Origin of the sequence: Bradyrhizobium sp. ma5, from assembly GCF_042258955.1 — a bacterium.
In the GTDB taxonomy this organism is placed as follows: Bacteria; Pseudomonadota; Alphaproteobacteria; order Rhizobiales; family Xanthobacteraceae; genus Bradyrhizobium.
This window is the reverse complement of sequence record NZ_CP170156.1, coordinates 8,433,775-8,447,210: the sequence shown is the minus strand read 5'-3', so window position 1 is coordinate 8,447,210 and position 13,436 is coordinate 8,433,775. Positions and strand designations below refer to the sequence as shown.

Annotated in this window: 13 protein-coding genes; 6 read left to right on the top strand and 7 right to left on the bottom strand. The window is 64.5% G+C overall.

The window, feature by feature from the left end; all coding sequences use genetic code 11:
* Positions 1–74: 74 nt before the first annotated feature.
* Entirely contained in the window at positions 75–557 is a 483-nt protein-coding gene (locus ACE103_RS39965) for a CinA family protein (protein ID WP_375777431.1), read from the bottom strand.
* 186 nt (positions 558–743) lie between these two features.
* Here ACE103_RS39965 and ACE103_RS39960 point away from each other — a divergent pair, with 186 nt between their 5' ends.
* From ACE103_RS39960 to ACE103_RS39950, 3 genes are read left to right on the top strand one after another with little or no spacing between them, the layout of a single operon-like run.
* Positions 744–1,820 (top strand): amidohydrolase family protein, encoded by a 1,077-nt coding sequence (locus ACE103_RS39960; RefSeq protein ID WP_375777430.1) that lies wholly within the window; start codon positions 744–746, stop codon positions 1,818–1,820.
* Positions 1,817–2,926, top strand: coding sequence for an amidohydrolase family protein (locus ACE103_RS39955; RefSeq protein WP_375777429.1), 1,110 nt, complete (start codon positions 1,817–1,819; stop codon positions 2,924–2,926). Before ACE103_RS39960 ends, ACE103_RS39955 begins: the two co-directional genes overlap by 4 nt.
* 54 nt (positions 2,927–2,980) lie before the next feature.
* Entirely contained in the window at positions 2,981–3,394 is a 414-nt protein-coding gene (locus ACE103_RS39950) for a Rieske (2Fe-2S) protein (RefSeq protein WP_016846808.1), read from the top strand.
* 129 nt (positions 3,395–3,523) lie between these two features.
* Here ACE103_RS39950 and tcuB read toward each other — a convergent pair whose 3' ends face one another.
* From tcuB to ACE103_RS39930, 4 genes are all read right to left on the bottom strand, one after another.
* Positions 3,524–4,636 (bottom strand): tricarballylate utilization 4Fe-4S protein TcuB, encoded by a 1,113-nt coding sequence (gene tcuB, locus ACE103_RS39945; RefSeq protein ID WP_375781279.1) that lies wholly within the window; start codon positions 4,634–4,636, stop codon positions 3,524–3,526.
* A 16-nt stretch (positions 4,637–4,652) separates the two neighbouring features.
* Positions 4,653–6,053 carry an FAD-dependent tricarballylate dehydrogenase TcuA gene (gene tcuA / locus ACE103_RS39940; protein ID WP_375777428.1) on the bottom strand — a complete coding sequence of 467 codons (1,401 nt, stop codon included), beginning with the start codon at positions 6,051–6,053 and terminating at the stop codon, positions 4,653–4,655.
* 79 nt (positions 6,054–6,132) lie between these two features.
* Complete coding sequence (locus ACE103_RS39935; RefSeq protein WP_375777427.1) at positions 6,133–7,461, bottom strand: MFS transporter; 1,329 nt, start codon at positions 7,459–7,461, stop codon at positions 6,133–6,135.
* Between the two features lie 197 nt (positions 7,462–7,658).
* Entirely contained in the window at positions 7,659–8,558 is a 900-nt protein-coding gene (locus tag ACE103_RS39930) for a transcriptional regulator GcvA (RefSeq protein WP_223966268.1), read from the bottom strand.
* A 117-nt stretch (positions 8,559–8,675) separates the two neighbouring features.
* On the opposite strand from ACE103_RS39930, the gene ACE103_RS39925 reads away from it, so the two are divergent.
* Together ACE103_RS39925 and ACE103_RS39920 are read left to right on the top strand one after the other, a co-directional pair.
* Positions 8,676–8,879, top strand: coding sequence for a DUF1127 domain-containing protein (locus ACE103_RS39925; RefSeq protein WP_207834731.1), 204 nt, complete (start codon positions 8,676–8,678; stop codon positions 8,877–8,879).
* Positions 8,880–8,948: 69 nt separating this feature from the next.
* A complete protein-coding gene (locus ACE103_RS39920; RefSeq protein WP_375777426.1) occupies positions 8,949–9,572 on the top strand; it encodes a GNAT family N-acetyltransferase in 624 nt (207 codons plus the stop codon).
* A gap of 275 nt (positions 9,573–9,847) precedes the next feature.
* On the opposite strand, the gene ACE103_RS39915 is transcribed toward ACE103_RS39920, so the two are convergent.
* Positions 9,848–10,678, bottom strand: coding sequence for an enoyl-CoA hydratase (locus ACE103_RS39915; RefSeq protein ID WP_223966271.1), 831 nt, complete (start codon positions 10,676–10,678; stop codon positions 9,848–9,850).
* 157 nt (positions 10,679–10,835) lie between these two features.
* Positions 10,836–11,537 (bottom strand): SDR family NAD(P)-dependent oxidoreductase, encoded by a 702-nt coding sequence (locus tag ACE103_RS39910; RefSeq protein WP_223966273.1) that lies wholly within the window; start codon positions 11,535–11,537, stop codon positions 10,836–10,838.
* A 71-nt stretch (positions 11,538–11,608) separates the two neighbouring features.
* Between ACE103_RS39910 and ACE103_RS39905 the strand changes: the two genes are divergently transcribed.
* A complete protein-coding gene (locus ACE103_RS39905; protein WP_375781278.1) occupies positions 11,609–13,390 on the top strand; it encodes an acyl-CoA dehydrogenase family protein in 1,782 nt (593 codons plus the stop codon).
* Positions 13,391–13,436: the final 46 nt, after the last annotated feature.

Sequence of the window (13,436 nt, the reverse complement as noted above, 5' to 3'; positions counted from 1 at the left end):
AGCGCCTTCAACAATCAGCATTTGTGGTTATGGGTCCCGGGTCGCGCTTCGCTTGCCCGGGACGACAGCGGAAATTACTGCGAGAGATTCCTCAGCAGTAACTCCAGCGCCGCTTTCGCGAACGCCTGCATGTTGGCCTGCCGGTCGCCGCTGGCGGTTTCCAGCGTGATCACCTGTTGCTGCGGACCTGCGACCGCCATGCAGCTGTGGCCGGCGGCATCGCCGTAGCGGTTGCCGGTGGGGCCGGCGGCGCCGGTCTCCGACAATCCCCAATCGGTCGAGAGGCGCTTGCGGATCTGCCGCGCCAGCAATTGCGCATAAGGCTCCGACGACGAGCGGAGGCCGCGCATGGCGTCGTCGGGAATGTCCATCAGCGCGCGCCGCGCATCGCGGGTGTAGATCACGCCGCCGCCGAGGAAATAGGCCGACGCGCCGGGCACGGCGAGCAGCGATGCCGAGATCAGCCCGCCGGTGGAGGATTCCGCGACCGCAATCGTCTGCTTGTTCGCGATCAGCTTCGCGGCGACCTGTTCCGCGATGGATGTGAGTGCGTTCATCGGCGCTCTTTCTCGTTGCTTGCCATGAAAACTGCCATGAAAATCCCGTGGGGCGTTCTGCCTTCCTAGCACACCACACCGGCCTCTGCCGAGTTGCGGATCGTGGCGCGGCCTGCTTGTATGTCGGACAACAACCAAACGACGCCCCCGACAGTTGCTGTGAGAGCGTCTCGCAGAGGAAACACCATGACGTCGCCGATCGCGGGTGGCGTGGATTGCGATCTGCATCCCGCCGTGCCTCATCTCACCAGCCTGCTGCCGTACATGAACGACTACTGGCGCGACCAGGTGACGACCCGCGGCATGACCGACCTGATCTCGCAATCCTATCCGACCAACTCGCCGATCTCATCGCGGCCGGACTGGCGTCCCGCGCAGGGCAAGCCGGGATCGAGCCTTGCCGACATGCAGCGCCAGGCGCTCGACCGCTTCGGCACGGCCACCGGCATCTGCAATCCGCTCTATGGCGTGCAGATGGTGTTCTCCGAGGACATGGCCGATGCCTTCTGCCGCGCGCTGAACGATTGGCTGGTCAAGGACTGGCTCGACAAGGACGATCGCCTGCGCGGTTCGATCGTGATCCCCGTTCAGAGCATCGAGAAGGCGGTCGCCGAAATCGAGCGCTGCGCGCAGGACAGGCGCTTCGTGCAGGTGCTGATGCTCGTGATGGGCGACATGCCGCTCGGCAAGCGTCACTACTGGCCGATCTACGCCGCGGCCGAACGGCTCGGCCTGCCGATCGGCATCCATGCCGGCAGCGCCTATCACAACCCGCCGACCTCGGTCGGCTGGGGCTCCTATCACATCGAGGATTATGTCGCGCAGGCGCAGGCGTTCCAGACCCAGCTCACCAGCCTGATCGTCGAGGGCGTGTTCGCGCGCCATCCGAATCTGAAGATGGTGATGCTGGAGTCCGGCTTCACCTGGCTGCCGCCGTTCCTGTGGCGGCTGCACAAGTTCTGGCGCGGCGTGCGTATGGAAACACCGTGGGTCGACCGCGCGCCGCTGGAGATTGTGCGTAGCAACATCCGTTTCTCGCTGCAGCCGGTCGACGCGCCGCCAGACGGCGACACCTTGAACCGGCTGTTCGACCATATGCAGTCGGACGAATTGATCCTATTCTCGACCGACTACCCGCATTGGCAGTTCGATGGCGACGAGGTGCTGCCGAAGGGGTTGTCGCAGGATCTGGTCCGCAAGATCATGATCGACAATCCGCATGCGACCTATCCGCGCTTGCAGGTGAAGGAGACGGTGCGATGAACATCCAGATTCGGGAACGTCCCGACGGGGCCGCGTCGACCAGCGTCAAGACCGCGATCGCCGATTGCGACATCCATCCGGCACGCGCGACCAAGGACGAGCTGCATCCTTATCTGGCCAAGCGCTGGCACAGCCATCTCGAGACCTTCGGCGTCCATCCCTATCAGGGCATGATGGAGGGGCCGCCCTATCCGAAGGCGCAGCCCAATGCCTCGCGCCGCGATGCCTATCCGCCGGAAGGCGGACCGCAGGGCTCGTCGCTGTCCTTCATGCAGAAGCAGCATCTCGATCCCAACAATGTCGCACTCGGCGTGCTCAACCCGCTCAACACCGGGCAGGGCATCCGCAACCAAGATCTCGCCGGCGCGATCTGCGCGGCGGTCAACGACTGGCAGATCGAGAAATGGACCAGCAAGGATTCGCGCCTCAAGGGCTCCGTCGTCGTCGCCAATGAAGACGGCGTGTCGGCCGCGGCCGAAATCCGCAGGCGTGCAGGCGACAAGAATTTCGTCCAGGTGCTGCTGCTGAGCCGCAATGTCGAGCCGCTCGGCCAGCGCCGTTACTGGCCGATCTATGAGGCGGCGCAGGAGGTGGGTCTGCCGATCGGCGTGCACGCCTTCGGCTTCGGCGGCAACCCGATCACTGCCTCGGGCTGGCCGAGCTATTACATCGAGGAGATGGTCGGGCATTCGCAATGTCAGCAGACCGCGCTGGCAAGCCTCGTGCTCGAGGGCGTATTCGAACGCTTCCCGAAACTGAAGATGGTGATGGTCGAGGCCGGGTTCGGCTGGGCGCCGTCGCTGGCGTGGCGGCTCGACAAGGTGTTTGCGCGGCTGCACGCCGAGGTGCCGCATCTGAAGCGCAAGCCGTCCGAATATATCCGCGATCACATCTGGTGGACGACGCAGCCGATGGAAGATCCGGAGAGCCGCGACCATCTATTCCAGACCATCGAGTGGATCGGCTGGGACAAGCTGCTGTTCGCGACCGACTACCCGCATTGGGATTACGACGAGCCGTCACGGGTCCTGCCGGCCGGCGTCAGCGACGCCAACCGCCAGGCGTTCTATCTCGACAATGCGAAGCAGCTGTACGGTATCGCATGATCCGGAAAAGTGGGAACCGGTTTTCCGAATCAGATCATGCGTGAGAACAACTAGATGGCGCGTCATGTGATTGCCCCGGTGGACGAACTGCCGCCGGGGTCGCGAAAATTCCTCGAGATCGACGGACGGCCGATCGCCGTCTTCAACGTCAAGGGCGAGTTCTTCGGCCTGTTGAACCGCTGCCCGCATCAAGGGGCGGCGCTGTGCGAGGGGCCGCTGATTGGGCTCGCGTCATCGTCGGATCCCGGCGAGATCGAATACACCAAGCTCGGTGAGATCCTGCGCTGTCCCTGGCACGGCTGGGAGTTCGATATCCGCACCGGCCAGTCCTATTGCGACCCGCGCCGCTTCCGCGTGCGCGCCTATCCGGTCAGCGTCGAGCCGGGCACCAATGTGGTGAAGGGGCCGTACGTCGCCGAGACCATCAAGGTCGCAGTCGAAAGCGACTACGTCGTGGTGGATCTCTGACCACCCGTTATTCCAGTTGTCATTCCGGGGCGTCGCGAAGCGGCGAGCCCGGAATCCATTCCACCGCTTGTTCTCCCGCCCGATGGATTCCGGGTTCGCTTCGCGCCCCGGAATGACGGCGGTTGGAACTTACTCCGCCTTGCCTTGCATCACCTGGCGTTCCCGCGCGTAGCGCACCAGCGCGACGAAGCGGTAGATGCCGTGCACGAACTTTCCGTAGGGCATGGTGATGAACAGCGCGAACACCACGCCGAGATGCAGCGCAAGCAGCGGGCCCATTGCGGCGCTTTCGCGCCAGAGCAGCAAGGCAAGGCCGGTGATGCTGGTCAGGAACAGCATCAGGATGAATGCGGTGTCCATGCCCATCTGCTCCGCGTCGACCAGCACGCGGTCGCGTTTCCATTTCTCGCTGAGCAGCCCGATCGGGCCGACCACGAGGCCGATGCCGCCGAGCGTGCCGAGCACCACCGGCAGGTCCCACCACGCATAGGGCGCCTCGCGCGCCAGCAGGTAGTGGTACAGCGTGCCGACGCAGGTGGCGGCGAAGCACAGGGCGAAGCCGTAGAAGGTGAAGTGGTGATACAGCCTGCGACGGTCGGTCGGTTGGTCGTCCTCGTTGAAGCAGCCGACGCCGCCGCCGTCGAGATAGCGCAGCTCGCCGGCGTCACGGACCGCCTGCAGCAGCGATCTTGCGTCGGTCTTCATGCCGACGGGCTCGCCGATATCGCGCCAGAACGCCCGCACGCCCATCACCAGCGCGAGGATCGCGTAGAGCAATGCGGCGCCGAACAGCAGCGCCATCGCATTGTGCGGCATCAGTTTGTAGAATGCGCCGGGCCCGGTGTGGATGCCGGTGAGCACGCCGCGGTCGTTGATCGCGGCGAAGCCGAAGATGAAGGCGGCGACGCTGAGCGCCGCGATCAGGCTGACGACGAGGCCGTTGCGCGCGAACGCGCCGGAGAAGGCCCGCGGCCAGGCATAGGCGGCGTAGGATTCCGCGCGCGCCACCGCCAGCGTCTTCGGGACGTTGACGTTGAACTCGTGCGGCGGCGAGAACTGGCAGTCGGTGTAGCAGGCGCCGCAGGCGTGGCAGAGGTTGGCGAGATAGTTGAGATCTCCGTCGGAGAAGGCGCGCCGCATCTCCATCGCGGGAAACACCGCGCACAGGCCCTCGCAATAACGGCAGGAATTGCACACCGTCATCAGACGGTCGGCTTCCTGCAAGATCCTCGTCCCGTGCATCGCGCCAGCCTTGTCCTCAGTTCCGCGCATTCTTCGCCGCTTCCCGTCCGGCGACGCGGCCGAACACGCTGCCGATGGTCATGCCGATGCCGGCGGCGTAGCCCTTGCCGAGCACGTTGCCGGCCATGATCTCGCCAGCGGCGAACATGTTGGCCGACGGCTTGCCATCCTTCATCAGCATCCGCGACTGCTTGTTCACGCGGGTGCCGAGATAGGTGAAGGTGATGCCAGGCCGCACCGGATAGGCGAGATAGGGCGGCGTCTCGATCCTGCGCGCCCAATGCGTCTTCGCCGGCGTGATGCCTTCGGTACGGCAGTTGTCGAGGATGGTGTGATCGAACGTCCCGGGCTGCACCGCGGCGTTGAAGTCGGTGATGGTCTTTTCCAGCGCTGTAGCGTCGAGCTCGAGCTTGCCCGCGAGCTCGGCAATCGTCGCGCCCGAGATCGGCGGAAACAGCGTCGGCATGAAGCTCGTCACGACGGTGGAATCGAATATGATGTAGGCGATCTGGTCCGGCTGGGCGGCGACCAGGCGGCCCCAGATCGCGTAGCGCTTAGGCCAGATGTCTTCGCCCTCGTCGTAGAAGCGCTCGGCATGCTTGTTGACGACGATGCCGAACACGACCGAGTCGTGGCGGGTGATGATGCCGCCGTCGAATTTCGGCGCACGCGCATCGATCGCCACCGCATGGCATTGCGTGGGATCGCCGATCTCCTGCACGCCCTTGGCGAGCAGCATCTTGAGGATCGCGCCGCGATTATAGGGTGTGCCGCGGATCAGGAAATTGTCGGCGGCCTCGCCCCAATATTGCTTCAGCCATTCGATATTGGCCTCGAAGCCGCCGGCCGCCGCGACCAGCGTCGAGGCGCGCACCTCGGTCTTGCCGCCGACCGGCTGCTTCAGCTGCGCCGACAGGAACATGCCGTCCTCGATCACGAGATCGATCACCTCGGCATCGTAGAGGACGTCGACGCCGAGCTCCTCGGCGGTGCGATAGAGTGCGTTCAGCATCGCGCGGCCGCCGCCGAGGAAGAACGAGTTGGTGCGGCCAAGGCTGAGCGTGCCGCCGAGCGAGGGCTGCCAGCGCACGCCCTGTTCGACGATCCAGTTCAATATGTCCTTGGACTCGTGGATCATGAAGCGGGCCAGTTCCTCGTCGGTCTGGCCGCCGGTCACCAGCAGCAAATCCTTCCAGAACTCCTCCTCGGTGTAGGGGCCGGTGAGGATCTCGGTCGCCGCGTCATGGGCGCAGCGCATGTTGCGGGTGTGGCGGGTGTTGCCGCCGCGGTAGAATTTCGGGGCGCCCTCCAGCACCAGCACGGAGGCGCCGGCGCGCCGTGCGCTGATCGCAGCGCAAAGGGCGGCGTTGCCGCCGCCGATCACCAGCACGTCGAACCTGCGCGTCAGATCAACCATGCGCTCTTGTTATCGTTGTTGGCATGGAAAGCAACATGTCGGGGCAGGCGATCGGCCTGCCCCAATTGCATGCACAGAATCAGGCCGCAACCGTCTCGCGCTGCTCGATGGTCTGGCCGCCACGGTAAACGATCAGCGCCGCGATGATGCCGAGAACAGCGCCGAACATCAGCCAGTAGGCCGGCGAGGCCTTGTCCTGCCCGGTCATGGCGATCAGCTTGGTCGCGACGAAGGGAGTCGACGTGCCGAATATGCCCGCCGCCAACGCGAACGCGATCGAGAAGCAGGTGGTGCGGACATGCGCCGGCACGATCTCGACCAGGCATCCCAGCATCGTGCCGCTGTAGACGCCAAAGTAGAACGAGAACATCATCTGCACGGCCAGCAGTTTTCCGAGCGTGGGCTCATGTGCGAGCCACGACAGTGCCGGGTAGGCGGTCACGAACGACAGGCTCGCGATCGCGATCAGCACCGGCTTGCGGCCGATTCGATCCGACAGCGCGCCGCCGACCGGATTCCAGATGAAATTCGTCACCGCAACGAGCAGGGTCACCAGCAGCGTCCCGGAGGCCGAAAGGTGCAGCTCCTTGCCGAAGCCGGGCGCATACACGGTGATGAAATAGAACGTCGTGGTGGTCAGGACCGCGATCATCATGCCCAGGATGACGATGCGCCAGTTCTCCAGCGCCGAGGCGAACACTTCGCTTGGCGTCGGATGCTTCTTCATGGCCAGGAAGGCCGGCGTTTCCTCGAGCGAACGCCGCAGCATGAAGATCACGGGGATGATGAGGCATCCAATGAAGAACGGGATGCGCCATTTGGCGACGCCGCCGCCGATCGCATCCAGGAAAGTGTCGCCCGGGATCACCTCTCTCAGGACGAAGCCGATCACGGCTGCGACGAAGATGGCGACCTGCTGGCTGGAGGATTGGAACGAGGTGTAGAAGCCGCGGTTGCCGGGCGTTGCGATCTCGGAGAGATAAACGGAGACGCCGCCCAGTTCGACGCCGGCGGAGAAGCCCTGGATCAGCCGGCCAATCAGCACGATGATCGTTGCGGCAATGCCGATCGATGCGTAGGACGGGCAGAAGGCGATCACCACCGTGCCAAGCGCCATCAGCGCGAGCGTCACGATCAGGCCCTGGCGGCGGCCGATGCGATCGATGTAGGAGCCGAGCACGACCGCGCCCACAGGACGCATCAGCGCGCCAAGCCAGAAAACGCCATATGCATTGAGCAGCGCCGCGGTCTCGTTCTGGGCGGGGAAGAATGCTTTCGCGATGTCCTGCGCATAGAAGCCGAACAGAAAGAAGTCGAATTGCTCGAGGAAGTTGCCGCTGGTCGCACGCAGGATGGCGCCGAGACGCGACTTGATTTGCGGTGCTTGCGATGAACTCGACTGCGACATAACGCCCATTCCTCCCCGTGACACAAAGGCCGGCGCAAATTGTCTCGCCGGCCAAGGCAGTTAACTGCCATATGCGGCAATTTGGCACGGCTGTCCGGCGCGACCAACCCGAAATCACGCCGCCGCTATGGGAAAAAAGCCGTAGGTGGAAATCTCGGAGCGCTTGCGCACGCAGCTTCAGCGCCGCGTGCGCCGCATCAGGGCGTCGTATGCGCCGCGGCGCCGAGCCAGGAGCGGAATGCAGAGAGCTTCGGTGAATCGGCGCGTCCCTGCGGCGTGACCAGGTAGAAGCCGGCATCGGCCGGCAGCGCGATCTTGAAGGGAACCACGAGGCGGCCCTTGGCGATGTCGTCCTGCACATAGGAGGTACGGCCCATCGCGATACCGATGCCGTCGATCGCGGCCTGGATCGTCACGAACAGCAGGTCGAAGGTTACCCCCGGCTGCTTCGAGATGTCGGTCGCAAGGCCAGCTGCGGTCAGCCACAGCCGCCAGTCGTCGCTGTTGGCGTTGCTGGTGTGCAGCAGCACATGGTCCCTGAGGTCTTCGGGGCATTTCAGCGGTCTGGTTCCATCCAGCAGCGACGGACTGCACACCGGAAATAGCTCGTCCGCCATCAGCCAGTCCGAGCGCAGACCGGCCCATTGTCCGCGGCCGTAGCGGATCGCCGCATCGACCTTGTCGCGCTGGAAGTCGACCAGGCTGGTGGAGGTGGTGATGCGGACGTCGATGCCGGAATGCGCCTCCTGGAATGCCGACAGCCGCGGCAGCAGCCATTTGGCGGCGAGCGATGCCAGCGTCGAGACGGTGAGCACGTGATCGTCGTCCCGGCGCAGCAGGCGATCGGTCGCGAGCCTGAGGTCATTGAAGGCGGCGCGGACGCCGGGAAGGTATTCGGCGGCCTCCGGCGTCAGGCTCAACGAGCGGTTCTGGCGGACGAACAGACGAACGCCGAGTTCTTCCTCGAGGCGCCGGATCTGATGGCTGATCGCGGTCTGCGTCACGTTCAATTCGGACGCCGCGACCGTGAAGCTCATGTGCCGCGCAGCGGCCTCGAATGCCCTGAGCCCGTTCAACGAAGGCAGGCGGCTGGTCATGTCGGGATGGTCTCCAATGCATGACTTTAATTCATGCGAAGCGGTACAAAGTGTCGTTTGTGAACAGGCCGAATAGCTCCGATATTAGCGCCAACAGGTTACCGATAGGAGCCGCAAATGTCCATTTTCACCCATGAATCGATGACAAATCATCATACGCCAGGCCTGTTGAACCAGGTCGGCGAGACACTGCACGTCTGGTGGGATCGCTATGAGCGCCGCCGCGAGCTGTCGCAGTGGACCGAGCGCGACCTGCACGACATCGGCATGTCCCGCAGCGACATCGTTTTCGAGACCGACAAGCCGTTCTGGCGGGCCTGAGAAGGACGCCATCGCCGGCGCCGCCTCGATCGAGGGGCGCCGGCCAATTCTTCACCCGAGGAGCGTGTCATGACTGCGCTGCATCTCGACGATCTCAAGCAATACTCTGATGTGCTGCGCGCCAAGAACGGCAGCGAGATCAAGGTGCGCTTCGTCGAGCCGCGCGATCGTGAAGAGCTGCAGAATTACATCCGCTCGCTCTCCGCCGGGTCCCGTTACAACCGCTTCCTGGGTGCACTCAGCGAGTTGCCGAAGATGGAGCTCGAGCGTTTCATTCATGTCGGTGAGGCTGACCGGTTCACGGTGGTCGCGACGATGCTGGTCGATGGTTTTGAAACCATCGTCGGCGAAGCCCGCTATGCCTTCCATGCCGATACGTCGAGCGTCGAGTTTGGCCTGTCGATCGATGACCGGTGGCAGGGCCACGGCATTGGCAAGGCGCTGTTGAAGAATCTCGAATGCCGCGCGGCGTCTTTCGGAGCCGAGCGCATTTTCGGCGACACGCTGCGGTCGAACGCCACGATGATCGGCCTCGCCCGCAAGTCCGACTATGCCTTCACTGCAAGCCCCGGCGACTGGAAGCTGGTGCGCTTTGCGAAAGAGATCCACGTCGAACCGCAAGACATTCCCTGTGCCAGCTGGCGGCTCGCCGCCACTTCCCGCTCGGCCGTGATGTCCTCGCTTGCGGTTTGACTGACTAGGCCCGGTTCTGGCCCCTCCAGAACCGGGCCCTTTTCTTTTTGATTGCGCCGACCCGTAGCTCGATGAAGCGGAGCGCAATCCGGGATCGCTCTCACAGCGGACAAGCCTGTCCCGGATTTCGCTGCGCTCCATCCGGGCTACGTGCTCTTGCCACGATTCTTGCTCGTCATGTGCGGGCATGACCCGCGCATCCATCCACAGAAAGCGTTTGTCGTGCGATGGATTGCCGGATCAAGCCCGGCAATGACGGCCGCGCAAGCGGAGGCTTAGTTGCCCCGGAACACCGGCTTGCGCTTCTCGATGAAGGCCTGCACCGCCTCCTTGTGATCGGCCGTCGTGGTCAGGCGGATCAGCCGCTCGGCCTCGTGGTCGCGCGCGGTGGCGAAGTCGAATTGCAGCGCCTCGTCGAGGTTGTCCTTCATGTAGCGCAGCGCCAGCGTCGGGCCTTCGGCCATCGACTTCGCCAGCGCGAACGCCTCGTCCTGCAGCGTCTCGTCCGGCACCACGCGGTTGACGAGGCCGATCTGCTCGCACCTCGCGGCATCGACCTTCTCGGAGGTGAACATCAGCTCGCGGGCGCGCGAGGTGCCGACCAGGCGCGTCAGCAGCCAGGCCATGCCGTAGTCGCCGCTCAGCCCCACCCGCAGATAGCCGGTCGAGATGAAGGCGGATTGCGCCGCGATCCTGATGTCGCAGGCCATCGCGATCGCAAGGCCGGCGCCGACCGCCGGGCCGGGAAGTGCTGCAATGGTCGGCTTGCGCACCGAGGCGAGCGCACCGGTGAGCAGGCGCTGGCGCTCCTGCAGGTCGGCGACCTTGTCCTCATAGGACATTTCGAGCTTCTTCGGGTCGCGATTGGCGCCCATGCCCTTGACGTTGCCGCCGGCGCAGAACGCCTTGCCGGCGCCGGTGACGAGCAGCACGCCGACCTCGGGGTTCTCGCCGCAGGTCCGGATCATCGTGCGCAGCGCCGGCGTCAGCGTGTCCGACAGCGAGTTGCGGGCGTCCGGGCGGTTCAGCGTGATAACGGCGACGCGGTCGCGGATCACGCAGAGCAGTTCGTCGGTGCCGGTCTCGATCTTGATTTCAGCGGTCATGGTTTCTTCCCTGTATCCTTCGTCATTGCGAGGAGCGAAGCGACGAAGCAATCCATCTTTCCCCAAGACGAGGCACGGATTGCTTCGCTCCGCTCGCAATGACGGGCGTGGCGGCGGTTGGCATAGAGCCTACGCCGCTTGCATGATCTCCGTCATCTCAAAACTTCTCAACCCAGGGCCGCAATTCCAGCTCCCAGGTCCAGGCGCTGCGTGGCTGTTGCAGCACGTTCCAGTAGCTCAATGCGATCGCGTCGGGATCGAGCATCGAATCCGGGCGGTCGGCGGGCTCGGTGCGCGCGGCGCTGCGGATGCCGCCGTCGATCACGAAATGCGCGACATGGATGCCCTGCGGCGACAATTCGCGCGCCATGCTCTGCGCTAGCCCGCGCAATGCGAACTTGCCCATCGCGAACGGCGCCGATTGCGCGTAACCCTTGACGCTGGCGGAGGCGCCGGTGAACAGGATCGCGCCCTTCTTGTTAGGCAGCATGCGCTTCGCCGCCTCCTGCGCCACCAGGAAGCCGCCGAACGCCGAGATCGCGATCGCCTGCTCGACCTCGGAAGGGACGAGTTCAACGAAGGGTCCGCGCGAGCGGCCCGAGGCGTTATAGACCACGAGATCAGGTGTTCCGATCTCGCGTTCGACCAGGCCGAACAGACGTTCGACATCCTCGGCCTTGGTGGCATCGCAGGCATAGGCGCGCGCGCCGGTCTCGTTGCACAACGCACCAAGTTTCTCGATGCTGCGCGCGCCCAGCGCCACGCGAATTCCCTCCCGCGAAAATAGCCGCGTCAGCGAGGCGCTGAGGCCCTCGCCGGCGCCGACGATCAGGGCGATCTTGTACTTCGGAATATCCATTGGGCTTTCCTTTGCGAGGCCGGAGGAGGATAGTCGTGCCCAAACAAATGAGCACCGCAGCCGGGAATTCAATGCAGCCGCACAAGCAGGATCCGAAAACGTCGTCCGCCAGCCAGCCGGGCCTGTTGGCGCCCGATACGACGGGAATGAATTTCTACCGGGCCGATCCCGCGCTGACCGATCTTCTCAAACTGCATCTGCCGGAGGCGTTGTTCCGCCACATCGAGCCGCATCTTGACCGGCTCGGTGGATTGGCCGGCGGCTACCTTGACGAATGCGCGCGGCTCGCCGACCGGCATACGCCGGTGCTGCACCAGCGCGACAAGTTCGGCCGCGACGTGCAAACAATCGAATATCATCCGGCCTATCGCGAGATCGAGGAGGCGGCCTTCGGCGAGTTCGGCATTCACGCGCTGTCGATCCGCAAGGGCATCATGGGCTGGCCCGACAAATATCCTGTGGTGGCCAAACACGCCTTCACCTTCCTGTTCAACCAGACCGAATTCGGCATGGGTTGCCCGATCAACGTCACCGATGGTTGCGCCAAGCTATTGGCGAATTTCGGCAGTGAGGCGCTGAAGGCGAAATATCTCGACGGCCTGACCCAAACCGACATGAGCAAGCTGACGCAGGGCGGCCAGTTCATGACCGAGAAGGAGGGCGGCTCCGACGTCGGCACGCTGACCACGCGCGCCGTGCAGGAGGGCGACCACTGGCGGCTCTATGGCGAGAAGTGGTTCTGCTCGAACGCCGACGCCAAGGTGGTGATGCTGCTGGCGCGCCCCGAGGGCGCAGGGCCGGGCACCAAAGGCGTCGGCCTGTTCCTGATGCCGCGCTTCCTCGACGACGGCTTGCAGAACCATTACCGGATCGTGCGCCTGAAGGACAAGCTCGGCACCCGCTCGATGGCCTCGGGCGAGATCAAGCTCGACGGCGCGATCGCGTATGCCGTCGGCAAGCTCGACCGCGGCTTCGTGCAGATGGCCGAGATGGTGAATTCGTCGCGGCTCTCCAACGGCGTGAAGTCGACTGCGCTGATGCGCCGTGCCTGGCACGACGCGATCACGGTCGCGAAGGGCCGCGCGGTGTTCGGCCAACGGATCATCGATCTGCCGCTGGCACGGCGCCAACTGATGAAGATCATGCTGCCGACCGAGCAGGCGCTGTCGATGAGCTTCCTCACCGCCGATGCGCTCGACCGCGCCGAGGCCGGCAGCCAGGATGCCGCGGCATTGCTTCGCATCCTGACGCCGACCCTGAAATTCCGCGCCACCCGCGACGCCCGCAAGGTCTGCGGTGATGCGATGGAGATGCGCGGCGGCATCGGCTACATCGAGGAATTCGTCACGCCGCGGCTGCTGCGCGATGCGCATCTCGGCTCGATCTGGGAGGGCACCGGAAACATCGTCGCGATCGATGCGCTGAAGCGCGCGGTCGGACGCCATGGCGCCGACAATGCGCTCGCCGCCGATCTGCATGCGCGGCTCGATGACAGCCCGAACGTGCCGCAGGCCTGGCGCAACCGGCTGCGCGATCTCAGCGACCGTGCGATCGCCTTTGCGCGCGAAGTCGCGAGCCGTATCGACAATGAGGGCGATGCGCGGCGCGCCACCAGCCTGCTTTATCATGTCGCGAGCGCGGTGGCGCTGGCATGGGAGGGCGGACGCATCCACGAGATGCGCGGCGATGCGCGCCGGCTGCTGCTGTCGCGGATGGTGATCGATCACCGCGTGATGCCGGGCGATCCGTTCCGGCTTGCGGAAAATACCGTTCAGCGCAGGATGACCGAGCACCTGCTCGGCGATCGCGCCGTCGGCATGGCCGAGGTTGGCGAATTGCTACCAGCAGCGTAGTCTGCCGCGCGAGCGCAACGCTTAATCAAAACAGAAACGCCAAGGG